The organism is Pseudomonas cavernae (assembly GCF_003595175.1).
Taxonomy (GTDB): domain Bacteria; phylum Pseudomonadota; class Gammaproteobacteria; order Pseudomonadales; family Pseudomonadaceae; genus Aquipseudomonas; species Aquipseudomonas cavernae.
The window spans coordinates 4,686,394-4,703,039 of sequence record NZ_CP032419.1; the positions used below are offsets into that span (position 1 = coordinate 4,686,394).

General features: G+C 66.0%; 18 protein-coding genes and 1 other RNA gene. 7 read left to right on the forward strand and 12 right to left on the reverse strand.

The annotated features are described in order from the left end of the window. Positions 1-146: 146 nt before the first annotated feature. The 6 genes from D3880_RS21280 to D3880_RS21305 all read right to left on the reverse strand — a co-directional run bounded on the left by D3880_RS21280 (position 147) and on the right by D3880_RS21305 (position 6,184). Positions 147-1,148, reverse strand: coding sequence for an extracellular solute-binding protein (locus D3880_RS21280; protein WP_119895403.1), 1,002 nt, complete (start codon positions 1,146-1,148; stop codon positions 147-149). A gap of 227 nt (positions 1,149-1,375) precedes the next feature. After that, positions 1,376-2,599 carry a 2-octaprenyl-3-methyl-6-methoxy-1,4-benzoquinol hydroxylase gene (locus D3880_RS21285; protein ID WP_119895404.1) on the reverse strand — a complete coding sequence of 408 codons (1,224 nt, stop codon included), beginning with the start codon at positions 2,597-2,599 and terminating at the stop codon, positions 1,376-1,378. A gap of 1 nt (position 2,600) precedes the next feature. Then, positions 2,601-3,083, reverse strand: coding sequence for a DUF4442 domain-containing protein (locus D3880_RS21290; protein ID WP_119895405.1), 483 nt, complete (start codon positions 3,081-3,083; stop codon positions 2,601-2,603). Between the two features lie 8 nt (positions 3,084-3,091). Further along, positions 3,092-4,279, reverse strand: a complete 1,188-nt coding sequence (gene ubiH, locus D3880_RS21295) for a 2-octaprenyl-6-methoxyphenyl hydroxylase (protein WP_119895406.1) — start codon at positions 4,277-4,279, stop codon at positions 3,092-3,094. Then, the gene (gene pepP / locus D3880_RS21300) at positions 4,279-5,613 is read right to left on the reverse strand and encodes a Xaa-Pro aminopeptidase (RefSeq protein ID WP_119895407.1); all 1,335 of its coding nucleotides are present in this window, start codon (positions 5,611-5,613) and stop codon (positions 4,279-4,281) included. The genes ubiH and pepP overlap by 1 nt, the downstream gene beginning before the upstream one ends. Positions 5,614-5,629: 16 nt before the next feature. Next, entirely contained in the window at positions 5,630-6,184 is a 555-nt protein-coding gene (locus D3880_RS21305; RefSeq protein WP_119895805.1) for a YecA/YgfB family protein, read from the reverse strand. 157 nt (positions 6,185-6,341) lie between these two features. Between D3880_RS21305 and D3880_RS21310 the strand changes: the two genes are divergently transcribed. The 4 genes from D3880_RS21310 to D3880_RS21325 all read left to right on the forward strand — a co-directional run bounded on the left by D3880_RS21310 (position 6,342) and on the right by D3880_RS21325 (position 7,759). Continuing rightward, positions 6,342-6,551, forward strand: coding sequence for a TIGR02449 family protein (locus D3880_RS21310; RefSeq protein WP_119895408.1), 210 nt, complete (start codon positions 6,342-6,344; stop codon positions 6,549-6,551). Beyond that, positions 6,548-6,862 (forward strand): cell division protein ZapA, encoded by a 315-nt coding sequence (locus D3880_RS21315; protein WP_119895409.1) that lies wholly within the window; start codon positions 6,548-6,550, stop codon positions 6,860-6,862. The genes D3880_RS21310 and D3880_RS21315 overlap by 4 nt, the downstream gene beginning before the upstream one ends. Positions 6,863-6,895: 33 nt before the next feature. Next, positions 6,896-7,074: non-coding RNA, 6S RNA (gene ssrS / locus D3880_RS21320), on the forward strand. A 79-nt stretch (positions 7,075-7,153) separates the two neighbouring features. Next, on the forward strand, positions 7,154-7,759 hold the full coding sequence (locus D3880_RS21325) for a 5-formyltetrahydrofolate cyclo-ligase (RefSeq protein WP_119895410.1): 606 nt from the start codon (positions 7,154-7,156) through the stop codon (positions 7,757-7,759). A 45-nt stretch (positions 7,760-7,804) separates the two neighbouring features. Here D3880_RS21325 and D3880_RS23230 read toward each other — a convergent pair whose 3' ends face one another. Beyond that, positions 7,805-7,936, reverse strand: coding sequence for a hypothetical protein (locus tag D3880_RS23230; protein ID WP_274381172.1), 132 nt, complete (start codon positions 7,934-7,936; stop codon positions 7,805-7,807). Between the two features lie 189 nt (positions 7,937-8,125). On the opposite strand from D3880_RS23230, the gene D3880_RS21330 reads away from it, so the two are divergent. Both D3880_RS21330 and D3880_RS21335 read left to right on the forward strand, forming a co-directional pair. Then, entirely contained in the window at positions 8,126-8,575 is a 450-nt protein-coding gene (locus tag D3880_RS21330) for an EVE domain-containing protein (RefSeq protein WP_119895411.1), read from the forward strand. Positions 8,576-8,883: 308 nt separating this feature from the next. Then, on the forward strand, positions 8,884-10,482 hold the full coding sequence (locus D3880_RS21335; RefSeq protein WP_338014445.1) for a sensor domain-containing diguanylate cyclase: 1,599 nt from the start codon (positions 8,884-8,886) through the stop codon (positions 10,480-10,482). 261 nt (positions 10,483-10,743) lie between these two features. Here D3880_RS21335 and D3880_RS21340 read toward each other — a convergent pair whose 3' ends face one another. Next, positions 10,744-11,151 carry a flagellar basal body-associated protein FliL gene (locus D3880_RS21340; protein WP_177412187.1) on the reverse strand — a complete coding sequence of 136 codons (408 nt, stop codon included), beginning with the start codon at positions 11,149-11,151 and terminating at the stop codon, positions 10,744-10,746. Positions 11,152-11,313: 162 nt separating this feature from the next. Between D3880_RS21340 and D3880_RS21345 the strand changes: the two genes are divergently transcribed. Beyond that, positions 11,314-12,291 carry an NADPH:quinone oxidoreductase family protein gene (locus D3880_RS21345; RefSeq protein WP_119895413.1) on the forward strand — a complete coding sequence of 326 codons (978 nt, stop codon included), beginning with the start codon at positions 11,314-11,316 and terminating at the stop codon, positions 12,289-12,291. Positions 12,292-12,329: 38 nt separating this feature from the next. Here D3880_RS21345 and D3880_RS21350 read toward each other — a convergent pair whose 3' ends face one another. The 4 genes from D3880_RS21350 to rho form a co-directional block, all read right to left on the reverse strand. Then, positions 12,330-12,557, reverse strand: a complete 228-nt coding sequence (locus tag D3880_RS21350) for a hypothetical protein (protein WP_119895414.1) — start codon at positions 12,555-12,557, stop codon at positions 12,330-12,332. A gap of 18 nt (positions 12,558-12,575) precedes the next feature. Then, positions 12,576-13,544, reverse strand: coding sequence for a CDP-6-deoxy-delta-3,4-glucoseen reductase (locus tag D3880_RS21355; protein ID WP_119895415.1), 969 nt, complete (start codon positions 13,542-13,544; stop codon positions 12,576-12,578). A gap of 94 nt (positions 13,545-13,638) precedes the next feature. Then, positions 13,639-15,105 (reverse strand): 4-hydroxy-3-polyprenylbenzoate decarboxylase, encoded by a 1,467-nt coding sequence (gene ubiD / locus D3880_RS21360; protein WP_119895416.1) that lies wholly within the window; start codon positions 15,103-15,105, stop codon positions 13,639-13,641. Positions 15,106-15,235: 130 nt separating this feature from the next. Further along, positions 15,236-16,495 carry a transcription termination factor Rho gene (gene rho / locus D3880_RS21365; protein ID WP_119895417.1) on the reverse strand — a complete coding sequence of 420 codons (1,260 nt, stop codon included), beginning with the start codon at positions 16,493-16,495 and terminating at the stop codon, positions 15,236-15,238. Between the last annotated feature and the right edge of the window lie 151 nt (positions 16,496-16,646).

The following is a 16,646-nucleotide window of genomic DNA, read 5'->3' on the forward strand; positions in this document are numbered from 1 at the left end:
GACGACGCCCCGGGCTGGCCGGGGCGTCGAAGTATAAGCATTTCGTAGTTTCGTAGGATGGGTTGAATGTAGTGATACCCATCGACCCAGCAGCGATGGGTATCGAGGCTGCGCCTCTCAACCCATCCTACGGACTACCGGCCACCTCAATTCCAGCCGGCACGATCCATCAGTTTGATCGCCTCGGCCTGGCGCTTGCCGGCGACCTCCACCGGCAGGCTGTCGGCCTTGAAGCTGCCCCAGGCCGCCACTTCCGCCGATGGCTTGACCTGCGGGTTGGCCGGGTATTCCTGGTTGATGCCGGCGAACAGGCTCTGCGCCTCGGCACCGGTCATCCATTCCACCAGTTGCTGGGCGGCCTGCGGATGCGGCGCGTACTGGGTCAGGCCGATGCCGGACAGGTTGACGTGCACGCCGCGGTCCTGCTGGTTCGGCCAGAACAGCTTGGCGCGCAGCTGCGGGTTCTGCTGGTGCAGGCGGCCGTAGTAGTAGGTGTTGACGATGCCGACGTCGCACTGGCCGGCATCCACCGCCTGGATCACTGCGTTGTCGTCGGCGAACACATCGGTGGCCAGGTTGTTGACCCAGCCCTGGAGGATCGTCTCGGTCTTGGCCGCGCCGTGGGTCTCGATCAGGGTGGCGGTCAGCGACTGGTTGTAAACCTTCTTGCTGGTGCGCAGGCACAGGCGGCCTTCCCATTCCTTACCGGCCAGCGCCTCGTAGGTGGACAACTCCTGCGGCTGGACCCGCTCGGTGGAGTAGACGATGGTCCGCGCGCGCAGCGACAGGCCGGTCCAGGCGCCGCTGCTGGAGCGGTACTGCGGCGGGATATTGGCCTCGATGGTCTTCGAGGTAAACGGCTGCAGGATGCCCATCTGCTCGGCCTGCCAGAGGTTGCCGGCGTCGACGGTGAGCAGCAAGTCGGCGGTGGCGTTCTCGCCCTCGGCCTTGATCCGCTGCATCAGCGGCGCTTCCTTGTCGGTGATGAACTTGACCGTCACCCCGGTCTTGGCGGTGTAGGCATCGAACACCGGCTTGATCAGCTCGTCGATGCGCGAGGAGTACACCACCACCTCATCGGCGGCGTGGACGGAAGTGGCGGCCAGGCTGAACGCCAGCGCCGCGAGAAGAGGGTTGCGACCCCGCATCGGAAATGCCCCGTATTGGCTCTAAAGTGCAAATGATAGTAAACCTCAGTTGCGAACTGTTACAGGGGTTATGTCGAGGTGTTTCAGGGAACAGCGGCGGCGGATCATTGCCGCTGAGGTAGGTTGGTGCTGAGCGCAGCGAAGCCCAACGAGCGGAGCCGCGATCAGCCGCGATGTTGGGCTAGCCACCGTCCGCCGGGCTTCGTCGCTACGCTCCTCAACCCAACCTACGGCCGCGCCAGCTCCGGCAGGTCGCCGGAGAGGCCGAGCGCCTGACGGACGAACACGGCCTTGGCCTCCGGCAGGCCGTCGACCCAGTTCAGACCGTTGTTGCGCAGCCAGCGCAGCGCCAGCGGGTCGGCCTGGAACAGGCGCTGGAAGCCCTCCATCGCCGCCATCATCGCCAGGTTGTGCGGCATCCGCCGGCGCTCGTAGCGGCTCAGCACGCGCGGCTCGGCCAGCCGCTCGCCGCGCCCATGGGCATGCAGCAGCACCTCGGCGAGCACCGCGGCATCGAGGAAGCCGAGGTTGACACCCTGCCCGGCCAGCGGATGGATGCTGTGCGCGGCATCGCCGATCAGCGCCAGGCCCGGTTCGACATAGCGCTCGGCATGGCGTTGACGCAGCGGAATGCACAGGCGCGGATCGACCGCCTCGATCTCGCCCAGGCGCCACTCGAAGGCACGCCCGAGGGCCGCGCGGAAGGCCTGGTCGTCCAGCGCCATCAGGCGTTCGGCCTCGTTCGGAGTGACCGACCAGACGATCGAACACCAGTGTTCGTCCGCGCCGCGCTGGAGCGGCAGAAAGGCCAGCGGGCCATCGTCGGTGAAACGCTGCCAGGCCGTGCGCCGATGTGGCTCGGCGCAACGCACGCTGGTGACGATGGCGTGGTGCAGATAATCCCACTCGCGGGTGGCGCAGCCGGCCAGGCGACGCACCGCCGAGTTGGCGCCGTCGGCGGCGATCAGCAGCGGCGCGCGCAACTGGCGGCCGTCGTTGAGGGTCAGCAGCCAGTCATCGCCGGAACGGCGCAGCTGCTCCAGGCGCGCGTTGCCGAGCAGGCCCAACTCGCTGGCGTGCAAACGCTCGAGCAGGGCGTCCTGGATGACGCGGTTCTCGACTATGTGGCCGAGCACCTCGGCGTGCACGCTGGCCGCGGAAAAGTGGATCTGCCCGGTGCCCGAGCCGTCCCACACGCGCATCTCGCCATAGGGGCTGGCGCGCCGTGCGCGGATGCCGTCCCAGGCGCCGAGGCGCTCGAGGATGCGCTGGCTGCCCGCCGACAGGGCGCTGACCCGCGGCTCGAACGGCGTCGCCGGGTCGAACGGCTTGACCCTCAGCGGCCCGCCGTCCAGCAGCAGGATGTCCAGGCCACTGTCTTGCAGGGCCAGGGCCAGGGCGCTACCGACCATACCGGCGCCGACGATGATCAGATCCGCACGTAAATCCATGTCAGGCCGCCTGTCGCGCACGCGGCTTGAGCCGCACGTAGAGGGTCTTGTGCACCCGCGCCACCAGCGTGCCCTCGCCGTCGCGCACCTCCACGTGCAGCTCGGGCAGGTGCTTGTCGCCAGCGGCGGTGCGCGCGCGGATCTCCGTCAGCAGCTCGTCGCCGATGCTGAAATCGGCATACACCGGGCCCTTGCCGGGGCTGATGAAGTCGATGCTGGCGGCCTTGTCCCAGACGATGTAATCGCGGCCGAGGGTTTCCATCAGCATCAGCATGAAGAACGGGTCGGTCATGCTGTACAGCGAGCCGCCGAACTGGGTGCCGACATAGTTGCGGTTGTACCAGCCGAGGCCCATCTTCACGCGGATCTGGCGGAAGTCGGCGCTGATGCGCCGCACCCGCACGCCGGCGCCCAAGTAAGGCGGGTAGAAGTTCAGCGCCCAGCGCATCAAGCGCGCCTTGCGGGCCAATCGACGGGAGTGCATGCGAATCCTTAACGGTGGAGACGGGTGCCCAGGCCCATGGCCTGGCGGGCGAACCAGCGCTTGGCCGGCGGCACCAGGTCGAGGCCGAGCAGGCCGAGGTTGCGCCCGGCGGCGAGCAGCGGCGTGGCGTTGGAAAACAGCCGGGTGACGCGGTCGGAAAAACCCACGGTGAGCTGCTGATCGAGCTGCTGCATCTGCTGGTAACGCTGCAGGGTGGCGAAGTCGCCGAGCGGCGCCAGGCTTTCCAGCAGCGCTTCGGCCAGCGCCCAGGTGTCGCGCAGCGACAGGTTGTAGCCCTGGCCGGCGATCGGATGCAGGCTGTGCGCGGCATTGCCGAGCACCACCAGATGCGGGCGCACCTGTTCCTGGGCCTCGACCAGCGCCAGCGGGTAAAGATGACGCGCGCCGACCTGGCGCAGGGCGCCGAGGCGATAGCCGAAGGCCGCCTGCAGCTCGCCGAGGAAGCTGCGCTCGTCCAGCGCCAGCAGCCGTTGGGCATCGGCATGGACGCGGCTCCAGACCAGCGCACAGCGGTTGTCCGCCAGCGGCAACAGGGCCAGCGGGCCGTCGGCGGTGAAGCGCTCGAAGGCCTGGCCGTCATGGGCCTGGGCCGGTGTGATGTTGGCGATCAGCGCGCTCTGCCGGTAAGCGGTGTGCTGGACGTGGATGCCGAGCTGTTCGCGCAACCCCGAGCGGCCGCCGTCGGCGAGCACGGCGAGGTCGCAGTCGAGGCTGCTGTCGTCATTGAGGAACAGCCGATAGCCACCGTCTAGCACCTGCAGGCGGGTGACTTCCGCCGGGCAGCGCCAGTGGATCACCTGGTGATCGATCGCCTGCCACAGGCAGTGGCCGAGCCAGGCGTTCTCGGCCACGTAGCCGAGCGCCGGCACGCCCTCGTCCTCGGCGCGCAGGCGGGTGGCGCCGAAGCGGCCACGGTCGGAAACCTGGATCTCGCGGATTGGCTCGGCCCGTTCGGCGATCCGCGCCCACACGCCGAGACGCTCGTAGATCTGCCGGCTGCCGAACGACAGCGCGGTGGAGCGCGCGTCATAGCTGGGCTGATAGCCGTCGCCGGGGGCGAAGGGTTCGATCAGCACGATGCGCCAGCCGCGCGTCTTGGCCTGGCCCTGCAGGGCCAGGGCCAGGCTGGCGCCGACCAAGCCGCCGCCGATGATCGCCAGATCGAAGCGTGACATCAGGCCGCCTGGCTGCGCGCGGCGGCCATCAGCGCCTCGATCTCGGCGACGGTCTTGGGCACGCCGTTGGTCAGCACCTCGCAGCCGGTCTTGGTCACCACCACGTCGTCTTCGATGCGCACGCCGATGCCGCGCCATTTCTTGGCGACGTTCTGGTTGTCCGGGGCGATGTAAATGCCCGGCTCGACGGTCATCGCCATGCCCGGCTCGAGCACGCGCCACTCGCCGCCGACCTTGTAGTCGCCGACGTCGTGCACGTCCATGCCCAGCCAGTGGCCGGCGCGGTGCATGTAGAAGGGTTTGTAGGCTTCGCTGGCGATCAGCGCATCGACCTCGCCCTCGAGCAGGCCGAGCTGCACCAGGCCGGCGGTGATCACCCGCACCGTGGCCTCGTGCGCCTCGTTCCAGTGCTTGCCTGGGGCGATCTGCTCGAAGGCGGCCATGTTGGCGTCGAGCACCAACTGGTAGATGGCCTTCTGCTCGGGGCTGAAGGTGCCGTTGGCCGGGAAGGTGCGGGTGATGTCGCTGGCGTAGCAGTCGATCTCGCAGCCGGCGTCGATCAGCACCAGGTCGCCATCCTTGAGCGGTGCGTCGTTCTCGCGGTAATGCAGGATGCAGGCGTTGCGGCCGGCGGCGACGATCGAGCCATAGGCCGGCATCTTCGCCCCGCCCTTGCGGAACTCGTAGTCCAGCTCGGCTTCCAGGTGATATTCGGACAAGCCGGCGCGGCTGGCCTGCATGGCGCGTATGTGGGCGCGGGCGGAAATCGCCGCGGCTTCGCGCATCACCTTCACCTCGTTCGCCGACTTATACAGGCGCATGTCGTGCAGCAGGTGGTCGAGGGCGACGAATTCGTTCGGCGGTTGCGCACCCTGGCGCGCCTTGGAGCGGATCACGTTGATCCACTCCATCAGGTGCTGGTCGAACTCCTGGTTGGTGCCGATCGCGTAATAGACCCGCTCGCGGCCCTCGATCAGGCCCGGGAGGATGTCGTCGAGATCGCCGATGGGGAAGGCATCGTCGGCGCCGTAGGTCTTGATCGCCCCGTCCTGGCCGGCGCGCAGGCCATCCCACAGCTCACGCTCGGGATCGCGCTCGCGGCAGAACAGCAGGTATTCGCCATGGGCGCGGCCGGGGATCAGCACCAGCACCGCTTCCGGCTCGGGGAAGCCGGTGAGGTACTGGAAGTCGCTGTCCTGCCGGTAGACGTGCTCGACATCGCGGTTGCGGATGTACACCGGCGCGGCCGGCAGAATCGCGATGCTGTTGGGTTCCATCTGCGCCATCAGCGCCTTGCGCCGACGGGCATATTCCACCTTGGGGATGCTGATCATGGGCAGGACTAATCGCTCAATGCAGGGAAGGTTTCGGCGCGGCGGCCAGCGGCTTGGCACACTCGGTATATAGCAGCAACGGCGCGACACGCAGGTACTCCATGACCTCCATGTAGTCGCTCTCGCCGTCTTCGGACTCTTCCAGGGCGCTCTGCACCTGGGCGATCGCCGCCAGATCCTGGAGCACCTCCATGGCCTCGGCGCTCAGCGCGGCGTCCCGCGCGGTCAAGCCGAAGCCGCCGAGAAAGCCCTGACACCACTGGCCCAGCGCGGCGGCGCGCTCGGCCAACGGCGCCTCGTCGGCGGGCAGCAGCAGCACCACGGCCATGTCGGTGCCGGTCAGTTCGGTCTTGACCATTTCCTGCAGGCCGATCAGCGCCTGGCGCACGCCATCCTGCGGCGCGCCGCCGAGCAGGTCGCCGGCATCGACCAGCCAGGGCTCGGCCTCGAAGCCGGCTCCCGCGCAGCTGCGGCCGAGCAACAGGCCGTGCAGCTCGGCCGGGGAAACGGATTGGCCACTGCTGGCGAGCAGGGCGGCGAAAGCACTATAGGGAGAATTTTGCATGGGTATGGTCAACTAGGCGCAACAGGGCGCAATGACTAGAATGAAGGCCTTGTATCCTAGCACCGGCAGGCGCGCCAAGACCATCGAAGGGCGCCGCCGGGTTTGCCCCATCCCCCGACTGATCCTATATAGTTGCGGTGACTCAACGCCCGAGCGAGAGCCTATGGAAGACGCCGATCTGCGTGCGCTGACAACCAAGCTGGAACTGCTGATCCGCCGCATTGAACAGCTCAAGGCCGACAACCAGCTCCTGCGGGCGAGCGAAAAGGCCTGGCGCGAGGAACGCGCCCATCTGATCGAAAAGAACGAAATGGCCCGGCACAAGGTCGAATCGATGATTTCGCGCCTGAAAGCCCTGGAGCAGGACTCATGACCCAGTCGAACACCGTTAACGTCCAGATCCTGGACAAAGAATATTGCATCGCCTGTCCGCCGGACGAACGCGCCAACCTGGAAAGCGCCGCGCGCTACCTGGACGGCAAGATGCGTGAGATCCGCATGAGCGGCAAAGTCATCGGCGCCGACCGGGTGGCGGTGATGGCCGCGCTGAACATCACCCATGACCTGTTGCACAAGCAGCAGCACCTCGACCAGCAGGCCAGCTCGACCCGCGAACAGGTGCGCGATCTGCTCGAGCGCGTCGATCACGCCCTGGCCGCCGATCAGGATGCCGCGCAGGACTGATCGCGTCATGGCGGATTGGGGTATACTGCCCGCCACTCCCTGGGGTGTGCGCCAGTTGGGAATGTCCCTGAGCCGATACGCACAAACCCGGGGGTTGCAAGTTGGGGCAGGTGTGCATGTCCGCCTGACGGAAAGCCTTAACGCCTCCTGCAACCTCCACCTTGAACTTTCGGGTTCAAGGGCAAAACCGACAGCGGCACGTCGGGGGGTCCTTATCCTGATCTCTGCAGCAACCGGCGCCAACATCCGCGCCGCGACCCGCGCGTCTCATTCGCCAGCACTCCCACGACCATGATCGACGCCCGCGACCTTTCGCGCGACCAGTTGCGCCGCGTGCTGCGCCAGGCGCGCCGCACCCTCGACCGCCACCAGCAGCAGCGCGCCGCCCGCGACCTGTACCGTCAGCTGGCCCACCATCCGCGCTTTCGCCGCGCCCGCCACCTGGCCCTGTACCTGCCCAACGACGGCGAAATCGACCCACGTGCCCTGCTGCGCACCGCCCACCGGCGCGGCAAGCACGTCTACCTGCCGGTACTCAATCCCTGGCCGCGCAGCAAAATGGTGTTCCAGCGCGTGCGCCCGTACGAGCGCCTGCGCCCGAACCGCTTCGGCATCCCCGAGCCGCACCTGAATCGCAAGCGCCAGCGCAAGGTCTGGACCCTGGATCTGCTGCTGATGCCGTTGGTGGGTTTCGACGAGCACGGCGGCCGGCTGGGCATGGGCGGCGGCTTCTACGATCGCAGCCTGGCCTATCGGGCGCGGCGCAAGAATGGGCACAAGCCGACGCTCTTGGGCCTGGCGCATGAATGTCAGAAGGTCGATCGGCTGGCACTGGCCAGTTGGGACGTGCCCCTGCAGGCGACGGTGACGGACAAGGCGTGGTACGGCGAGCACTAGAGCAAGCACCGCGATCCCTGCGGCGCCGAGTGAAGCACTGAACGGTTAAGGCTGCTGCGACAGATTGACCGGCACTTCGTTTTGCCGCTCCCAGAGGCTCTGGGTGTAACCCGTGGTAACCATCCCCAGGCTGAACACAATTACTAAAACCCACAACAGATCTGGTTTACGTTTCATCTATTGCCTCCCCCTTCAAGGCAATGTTCGCACTGACCGGCGACGATTGTTGTTATTAGGCCGAACGCCAGCTTCAAGCTTAAACCGCGGCATTTTCCGGTAAGGTGAAACTTCACGCAATTTCTGACGCCAGCCGGCTGTCGGTAAATCTGCGCAAGCCACGCCGGCCGGCGAAAAGGAGCAAAATTCATGCCTTACTGGCTGATGAAATCCGAACCCGACGAACTGTCCATCCATGCCCTGCAGCGCCTCGGCCGTGCCCGCTGGGACGGGGTGCGCAATTATCAGGCGCGCAACTTCCTGCGCAGCATGCAGGCGGGTGAGCTGTTCTTCTTCTACCACTCCAGTTGCGCGCAACCGGGGATCGCCGGCATCGGCCGGATCGCCGCGGGCGTCTACCCCGACCCGACAGCCCTCGATCCCGACAGCCCCTATTTCGACGCCAAGGCCAGCGCCGAAAAGAACCCCTGGAGCGCCCTGGACGTCGAATTCGTCGAGGCCTTCACCACGGTGATCGCCCTGCCCCAGCTGAAGGCCGCAGCGGCGCTGGCCAACCTGGCCCTGGTGCAGAAGGGCAGCCGCCTGTCGGTGATGCCCGTCAGCGCCCCGGAATGGGCCGCCGTGCTGGACCTGCGATAGACTGAAATGGCCAGCTGCCAGTAGTCGCAGCCATCGCCCGGGAGCGTCAATGCCGCCTGTTCGTTCCGCCTGGCCAGCCCGAGCCGCCCTCGCTCTGCTGCTCATGCTGTTGTGCGGCACCAGCGTGGCGATCTGGCTGCAACTGGAACGCGGTCAGGCGCAACGCCTGCACAAACGGGTCGAGTATCAGGCGCGCGGGCTGGCCCAGCAGCTGGAATCCAATCTCGACGGCCAGCTGCAGGGCCTGCGTCTGCTTGCCGCGCTATGGAATCAGCGCGGCCGCCTGCCGCGCGACGAATGGGAGCTGTATGTGCGCTTCTCGCTGCAGCACTTCGGGGGGCTATCAGGCGATCCAGTGGCTGGATGCCGACCTGCAGATGCGCTGGCTGCTGCCCCTGCGCGGCAACGAGGCGGCCACACATCTCCGCCTCACGCCCGAGCACCCCAACTACCCGCTGGCCATGGAGGCCAAAGCCAGCGGCTTGCCACGTTTCTCCGATAGCTTCGCCCTGGTCCAGGGCGGTCGCGGCTTCATCCTCTACACCCCGCTGTATCTGCCAAGCGGCGGTCAGGAACCGGTATTCGACGGCTTCCTGCAGGGGGTGTTCCGCGTCGAAGGGCTGATGGACGAACTGCTCGACGGCCTCGACAGCCGTCACTTCAACGTCCGCCTGCTGGAGCGGGGCCAGCCGATCTATCGCCGCGAAGTGAGCGCCTGGCTGCCACAGTTACAGCAGCAAGTGCCGCTGCATCTGCTCAACAACCGGCACTTTGCCCTGCAGCTCAGCCCCAGCGCCAACCTCCTCGACCAGCTCAGCTCGCCGCTGCCCAAACTGGTGCTCGGCGCCGGCCTGACCATCAGCCTGCTGCTGGTCGCAGCCCTCGCCCTGGCCCTGGAGAACGCCCGCCGCACGGCAGCCGTGCAAGCCAGCAACCAGCGCCTAAACGAGGAGATCCGTCAGCGCGAGGCGATCGAGCAGGTGCTGCGCGACAGTCGCGAACGCCTGCAACTGGTGCTCGACCTGACCGACGCCAGCCGCGACGGGCTGTTCATTCTCGACCCGCACAGCCGCGAAATCCTGTACATGAACCGCGCCACCCACGCCAGCCTGGGCTACAGCGCCACGGCGTTCAGTCAGCTGCTGAAAGACGATCCCGAACAGCTGCTGCCGGGCTTTCACGCCTGGCTGCAACAACTGCGCGAGGGGCGCGCGGATACCGAGCAGAGCCCGCTGTTCCAGCACGAGATGCGCCGCAGCGACGGCAGCAAACAGGCGGCGGAAATCAGCGCCGAGTTGCTGACGGTGAATGGCCGCGAGTACCTGATCGGCGTATCCCGCGACAACAGTGAACGCCTGCAGCTGGAAGCGCAGCTGCAGCGCCTGTCGCAGCAAGACGGCCTGACCGGCCTGTACAACCGGCGCTTCTTCGACCGCCAGCTGCACGGCGAATGGCGGCGCCTGCGGCGGATCGGCGCGCCGCTGGCGCTGCTGATGCTCGACATCGACCATTTCAAGGCCTACAACGACGCCCTCGGCCACCTGGCCGGCGACGACGCCTTGCGCCGTGTCGGCGCCGTGCTGCAGAGCTGCATGCAGCGGGAAGGCGATGCGGCCTGTCGCTACGGCGGCGAGGAATTTGCCCTGATCCTGATCGACACCGGCCTGGGGGGCGCCGAGCATGTCGCCGCGCGCGTGCATCGGCTGGTCGCCGAACTGCAGCTGCCGCACCCCGCTAGCCCGCACGGCTACCTGAGCATCAGCATCGGCCTGGCCACCTCCGATCCGGCCACCGACCGAGACCCTGAGGAGCTGGTGCAGCACAGCGACCAGGCGCTCTACCAGGCCAAGTACAGTGGGCGCAATTGCACCCGTGTCTGGCGCCCGGAGCCGCCGGTCAGCAGTTAGGCGCTTAGCGCCTGTTTACGATCTCGCGAGCTAGAGCCATGCAAGGCGCAACGCAGCGAAGCGGAGTAACAGCCGCAGGCTGGCCCGCAGGGCGAGCGCAGCGAGTAAATCGGGCGAAGGCGCGCAGTTTACGAGTTGTAAATGAGCAGTACTCGTTTCACTCGCCCTCCGGGCCGCGCTGAAGCGCGTTAGCCGCAAGCGGCTTGCTGAGCCCGACTTCAACGCCGTATGGCCGACGCGCAGCAGATCGTAAACAGGCTCTTATTGAATGATCAGGTTGTTGAACAGTAGATCGTCCACCAGCGGCCGGCCTTCTTCCTGCTCCAGCACCTGGCGCACTTGCTTGAGCGCCTCCTGGCGGAGTTTTTCCTTGGCCTCGAGGTCGCCGAGGCTGGCCTCGGTCTGCTGGGAGAACAGCATCACCAGCTGGTTGCGGATCAGCGGCTCGTGATGTTCGACCTTGTCCTCGGCCTCGCTGCCGGTGACCCGCAGGGCGATATCGGCCTTGAAGAACTTCAACTTGGGCCCCGCGCCGAAATTGCCGACGATCGCCGGCACCAGGCTGACATAGGCCACCTGTGGCGCGGCGCCCGCCTCGCTTTCCTCCTCCTTGGCCTGCACGGTGAACGGCAGGGCTACAGCCAGCAGCAGGGCGATCCAGGCTTTCACGGGGCAGATCCTCGGGACGAATGAGCTGCCTAGCATAGCGACCCGCACGCCGTACCCCAAGCCCACGACTTATGCAGCGCTATCAGGAGCGACCATGCTTGTTGACCGGACAGCTCCCGTTTCGCCACTCTGCGGCCATAACCACCAGAGGAATTCCCCCCGATGAAAGCCATGCTGTGCAAAGCCTTCGGCCCCGCCGAAACCCTGGTGCTGGAAGAAGTTGCCAGCCCCGTACCGAAGAAGTTCGAAGTCCTCCTCGACGTGCACGCCGCCGGGGTCAATTTCCCCGACACCTTGATCATCGAAGGCAAGTACCAGTTCAAACCGCCCTTCCCGTTCTCCCCAGGCGGTGAAGCGGCCGGCGTGGTCGCCGCGGTCGGCGAGAAGGTCAGCCACGTCAAACCCGGCGACCGGGTCATGGCACTGACCGGCTGGGGCAGCTTCGCCGAGCAGGTGGCGGTCTCTGCAGACAAAGTACTGCCGATTCCCGCTAGCCTCGACTTCACCGCCGCGGCCGCCTTCGGCATGACCTACGGCACCTCGATGCATGCGCTGAAGCAACGCGCCAATCTGCAGCCCGGCGAGACCCTGCTGGTGCTCGGCGCCTCCGGCGGCGTCGGCCTGGCCGCAGTGGAGATCGGCAAGGCCATGGGCGCCAAGGTCATCGCCGCCGCCAGCAGCGCGGAGAAGCTGGCCGTGGCCAAGGCCGCCGGCGCCGACGAGTTGATCAACTACAACGAGGAGAACCTGCGCGAGCGGCTCAAGCAGTTGACCGGCGATCAGGGCGTCGACGTGATCTACGATCCGGTCGGCGGCGAGCTGTTCGAGCAGGCCTTCCGCAGCATCGCCTGGAACGGCCGCATGCTGGTGGTCGGCTTCGCCAGCGGCACCATTCCCTCGCTACCGGCCAACCTCACGCTGCTCAAGGGCGCGTCGCTGGTCGGGGTGTTCTGGGGCGCCTTCGCCGCCCGCCAGCCGCAGGACAATGCGGCAAACTTCCAACAGCTGTTCCAGTGGCACGCCGAAGGCAAGCTCAAGCCGCTGGTGTCGCAGACCTTCCCGCTGGCAAACGCCGCCGACGCCATCAACCACCTGGGCCAGCGCAAGGCGGTGGGCAAGGTGGTGGTGCAAGTGCGCTGACATGGAAGCCGGAAGCTAGGCCCTCTAGCTTCCGGCTCTCACTTCCTTTTTTTGTGGACCGGGCCAATCAGGCCCAGAACAGCGAAAGCCACTAACACCAAATTCGCCACCCAGAAGCGCGCTGGATGACTGGCTTGGCTGATCCAGTCAATTCCAGTCCTACCCAAGCTAAGGGTAGTGCCGGTACGGAAGCTCTCGATCACCAGCAGCAGACATACAATGCTGACCAAAGGCTTAATCACGCGGAACAACGCCGAATCTTCCATGAGCGGTTTCAGCTCCTTCTACTCGCGCGGCGCGTAGGCGAACACGTCGGCGCGCATCTGGTGGGCGTCCATGCCGGCCGCCACCAGGGCGTCGAGAGTGCCATAGACCATCGCCGGCGAACCGCTGGCATACACGTGCAGCGGGCCGAGGTCGGCGAAGTCTTCGCAAATCGCCTCGTGCAGCAGGCCACAGCGCCCTTCCCAACCGCACAGGTCGCTGACCACCTTGTGCAGGTGCAGGTTGTCCAGGCGCTGCCAGTCCTGCCAGTGCTCCAGTTGGTAGAAGTCCTCGGGCTGGCGCACGCCCCAGTACAGGTGCACTGGATGCCTGAAGCCGGTCGAGCGGCAGTGCTCGATCAGGCTGTGCATCTGCGCCATGCCGGTGCCGGCGGCGATCAGCACCAGCGGGCCGTCCGGCAGCTCGGCCAGATGGGTGTCACCGAACGGCAGCTGCACCCGCGCCAGGCCGGTGCGTTGCAGCTGCGCGAGCAAGGCCTGGGTACTGGCCTCGCGGCCGAGGATATGCAATTCCAGATCACGGCCCTGATGCGGCGCCGAGGCCAGCGAGAAGGCCGAGGGTTCGCCGTCCTCACGCTCGATCAACAGGTACTGGCCGGCGTGATAGCGCGGCGGTTTGCCGGCCGGTGCACGCAGGCGCACGCGCCAGACGTCGCCGCCGACTTCGACGCATTCGAGCAACTGACAGGCCAGCCTGCGCAGCGGCAATTCGCCCGGCGCCAGCACGCCGTCCCAGTGCAGCATGCAATCTTCCAGCGGTTCGGCCAGGCAAGTGAACAGCTCGCCCTGATCCAGTTCGGCACCACTCTGGCGCACCCGCCCCTCGACCAGTAACGCCGCGCAGATATGGCAGTTGCCGTTGCGGCAGGCCTGCGGGCACTCGTAGCCGAGCCGCCGGGCGGCATCGAGGATGCGCTCGCCGGAATGGACGTCCAGCACCGCGCCGGAGGGTTGCAGGGTGACTTTCATGCCCTTGCTCCTGTAGGAGCGAATTTATTCGCGACGGGGCCTCTCGGAAGCTCGCGAATGAATTCGCTCCTACATAGCTGTACCCGCGACACCATCAGTCGATCCCCAAGCTGGACCAAAGCTCATCGACGCGGCGCTTGACCGCCTCGTCCTGGACTATCGCCCGGCCCCACTCGCGGCTGGTCTCGCCCGGCCACTTGTGGGTGGCGTCCAGGCCCATCTTCGAGCCGAGACCGGAGATCGGCGAGGCGAAGTCGAGGTAGTCGATCGGCGTGTTGTCGATCAACACGGTGTCGCGCTTTGGGTCCATGCGCGTGGTGATCGCCCAGATCACGTCGTTCCAATCACGCGCATTGACGTCGTCGTCGGTGACTATGACGAACTTGGTGTACATGAACTGGCGCAGGAAGCTCCACACGCCGAGCATCACCCGCTTGGCATGGCCGGGGTACTGCTTCTTGATGGTCACCACCGCCAGGCGATAGGAGCAGCCTTCCGGCGGCAGGTAGAAGTCGGTGATCTCCGGAAACTGCTTCTGCAGGATCGGCACGAACACTTCGTTGAGCGCCACGCCGAGCACCGCTGGCTCATCCGGCGGACGGCCGGTGTAGGTGCTGTGGTAGATCGGATCACGGCGACGGGTGATGCACTCGACGGTGAACACCGGGAAGCGGTCGACCTCGTTGTAATAGCCGGTGTGGTCGCCGTACGGGCCTTCGTCGGCCATCTCGCCGGGATGGATCACCCCTTCGAGGACGATTTCGGCACTAGCCGGCACCTGCAGGTCGCTGCCACGCGCCTTGACCAGCTCGGTCTTGTGGCCGCGCAGCAGGCCGGCGAAGGCATATTCGGAGAGGCTATCGGGCACCGGGGTGACCGCACCGAGAATGGTCGCCGGGTCGGCGCCGAGGGCCACTGCCACCGGGTAGGGCTGGCCGGGAAACTTCTCGCACCAGTCGCGGAAATCCAGGGCACCGCCGCGGTGGCTGAGCCAGCGCATGATCACCTTATTGCGGCCGATCACCTGCTGACGGTAGATGCCGAGGTTCTGCCGCTCCTTATGCGGGCCCTTGGTGATGGTCAGGCCCCAGGTGATCAGCGGCGCGACGTCGCCCGGCCAGCAGGTCTGCACCGGCAGCTTGCTCAGGTCGACGTCCTCGCCTTCCTCGATCACCTCCTGGCACGGCGCGTCCTTGAGCACCTTGGGCGCCATGGCCAGGACTTTCTTGAAGATCGGCAGCTTGGCCCAGGCATCCTTCAGCCCCTTCGGCGGCTCCGGCTCCTTGAGGAAGGCCAGCAGCTTGCCAATCTCGCGCAGCTCGCCGACCTCCGCCGCGCCCATGCCCAGCGCCACCCGCTTGGGCGTACCGAACAGGTTGCCGAGCACCGGCACATCGAAGCCCACGGGATTCTCGAACAGCAGCGCCGGACCGCCCTTGCGCAGGGTGCGGTCGCAGATTTCGGTCATGTCCAGCACCGGGGAGACCGGCGTCTGGATGCGTTTCAGCTCGCCGCGCTGTTCCAGGCCGCGGATAAAGTCGCGCAGATCGCGATACTGCATGCGTGAGCCTCGTGTGGGGCGTGCAGGTCGGGGCGCAAAGTTTAGCGCCGAACCGGGGCATTCAGAAGGATGAACGGCGTGCAGATGCGCGAAAGCCGGGTTTCCCCGGCTTTCGCGGCCCAGCCAAGACTTACTTGCGGCGCATCGACATGAAGAATTCGTCGTTGGTCTTGGTGTCTTTCAGCTTATCGATGAGGAACTCGATGGCGGCGATCTCGTCCATCGGGTGCAGCAGCTTGCGCAGGATCCACATGCGCTGCAACTCGTCCTCGGCGGTCAGCAACTCCTCGCGGCGGGTGCCCGAGCGGTTGATGTTGATCGCCGGGAACACGCGCTTCTCGGCGATGCGGCGGTCCAGGGGCAGCTCCATGTTGCCGGTACCCTTGAACTCTTCGTAGATCACCTCGTCCATCTTCGAGCCGGTTTCCACCAGCGCGGTGGCGATGATGGTCAGCGAACCGCCTTCCTCGATGTTGCGCGCGGCGCCGAAGAAACGCTTGGGCTTCTCCAGGGCGTGGGCGTCGACACCACCGGTGAGGACCTTGCCGGAGCTCGGGATCACGGTGTTGTAGGCGCGCGCCAGACGGGTGATGGAGTCGAGCAGGATGACCACGTCCTTCTTGTGCTCGACCAGGCGCTTGGCCTTCTCGATCACCATCTCGGCGACCTGCACGTGGCGGGTCGGCGGCTCGTCGAAGGTCGAGGCGACCACTTCGCCGCGCACGGTGCGCTGCATCTCGGTCACTTCCTCCGGGCGCTCGTCGATCAGCAGGACGATCAGGTGGCACTCGGGATTGTTGCGGGTGATGTTGCTGGCGATGTTCTGCAGCATGATCGTCTTGCCGGCCTTCGGCGGCGCCACGATCAGGCCGCGCTGGCCCTTGCCGATCGGCGCGCAGAGGTCGATCACCCGGCCGGTGATGTCCTCGGTGGAGCCGTTGCCGGCTTCCATGACCAGCCGCTTGTTGGGGAACAGCGGCGTGAGGTTCTCGAACAGAATCTTGTTCTTGGCGTTTTCCGGGCGGTCGTAGTTGATGGTGTCGACCTTGAGCAGCGCGAAGTAGCGCTCGCCTTCCTTCGGCGGGCGGATCTTGCCGACGATGGTGTCCCCGGTCCGCAGGTTGAAGCGGCGGATCTGGCTGGGCGAGACGTAGATGTCGTCCGGGCCGGCCAGATAGGAAGAGTCTGCGGAACGCAGGAAACCGAAGCCGTCCTGGAGGATCTCCAGCACGCCGTCACCGGAGATTTCCTCGCCGCTTTTCGAGTGTTTTTTCAGCAGGGAGAAAATCACGTCCTGCTTGCGCGAACGGGCCATGTTCTCGATGCCCATTTGTTCGGCCATTTCCAGCAGTTCGGTAATGGGTTTTTGCTTGAGTTCGGTCAGATTCATAGGAATGACGTAGTCGTAAGGAAGGGGGAATAAGCTCTGGGCTTAAGAGGCCGCGTCGCGAAAGAAGGCGACTGGATCGCGTACTTATTGGATTAGGAGTGCGTCGACGGCGGCTGGAGGGCAACGGAGAAACCGTTGCGAGGCGAATTTA

Coding starts and splice junctions, on each gene's coding strand:
- D3880_RS21280 (WP_119895403.1), bottom strand. CDS start 1,148: ATGCGGGGTCGCAACCCTCTTCTCGCGGCGCTGGCGTTCAGCCTGGCC.
- D3880_RS21285 (WP_119895404.1), bottom strand. CDS start 2,599: ATGGATTTACGTGCGGATCTGATCATCGTCGGCGCCGGTATGGTCGGT.
- D3880_RS21290 (WP_119895405.1), bottom strand. CDS start 3,083: ATGCACTCCCGTCGATTGGCCCGCAAGGCGCGCTTGATGCGCTGGGCG.
- ubiH (WP_119895406.1), bottom strand. CDS start 4,279: ATGTCACGCTTCGATCTGGCGATCATCGGCGGCGGCTTGGTCGGCGCC.
- pepP (WP_119895407.1), bottom strand. CDS start 5,613: ATGATCAGCATCCCCAAGGTGGAATATGCCCGTCGGCGCAAGGCGCTG.
- D3880_RS21310 (WP_119895408.1), top strand. CDS start 6,342: ATGGAAGACGCCGATCTGCGTGCGCTGACAACCAAGCTGGAACTGCTG.
- D3880_RS21315 (WP_119895409.1), top strand. CDS start 6,548: ATGACCCAGTCGAACACCGTTAACGTCCAGATCCTGGACAAAGAATAT.
- D3880_RS21325 (WP_119895410.1), top strand. CDS start 7,154: ATGATCGACGCCCGCGACCTTTCGCGCGACCAGTTGCGCCGCGTGCTG.
- D3880_RS23230 (WP_274381172.1), bottom strand. CDS start 7,936: ATGAAACGTAAACCAGATCTGTTGTGGGTTTTAGTAATTGTGTTCAGC.
- D3880_RS21330 (WP_119895411.1), top strand. CDS start 8,126: ATGCCTTACTGGCTGATGAAATCCGAACCCGACGAACTGTCCATCCAT.
- D3880_RS21335 (WP_338014445.1), top strand. CDS start 8,884: ATGTGCGCTTCTCGCTGCAGCACTTCGGGGGGCTATCAGGCGATCCAG.
- D3880_RS21345 (WP_119895413.1), top strand. CDS start 11,314: ATGAAAGCCATGCTGTGCAAAGCCTTCGGCCCCGCCGAAACCCTGGTG.
- D3880_RS21350 (WP_119895414.1), bottom strand. CDS start 12,557: ATGGAAGATTCGGCGTTGTTCCGCGTGATTAAGCCTTTGGTCAGCATT.
- D3880_RS21355 (WP_119895415.1), bottom strand. CDS start 13,544: ATGAAAGTCACCCTGCAACCCTCCGGCGCGGTGCTGGACGTCCATTCC.
- ubiD (WP_119895416.1), bottom strand. CDS start 15,105: ATGCAGTATCGCGATCTGCGCGACTTTATCCGCGGCCTGGAACAGCGC.
- rho (WP_119895417.1), bottom strand. CDS start 16,495: ATGAATCTGACCGAACTCAAGCAAAAACCCATTACCGAACTGCTGGAA.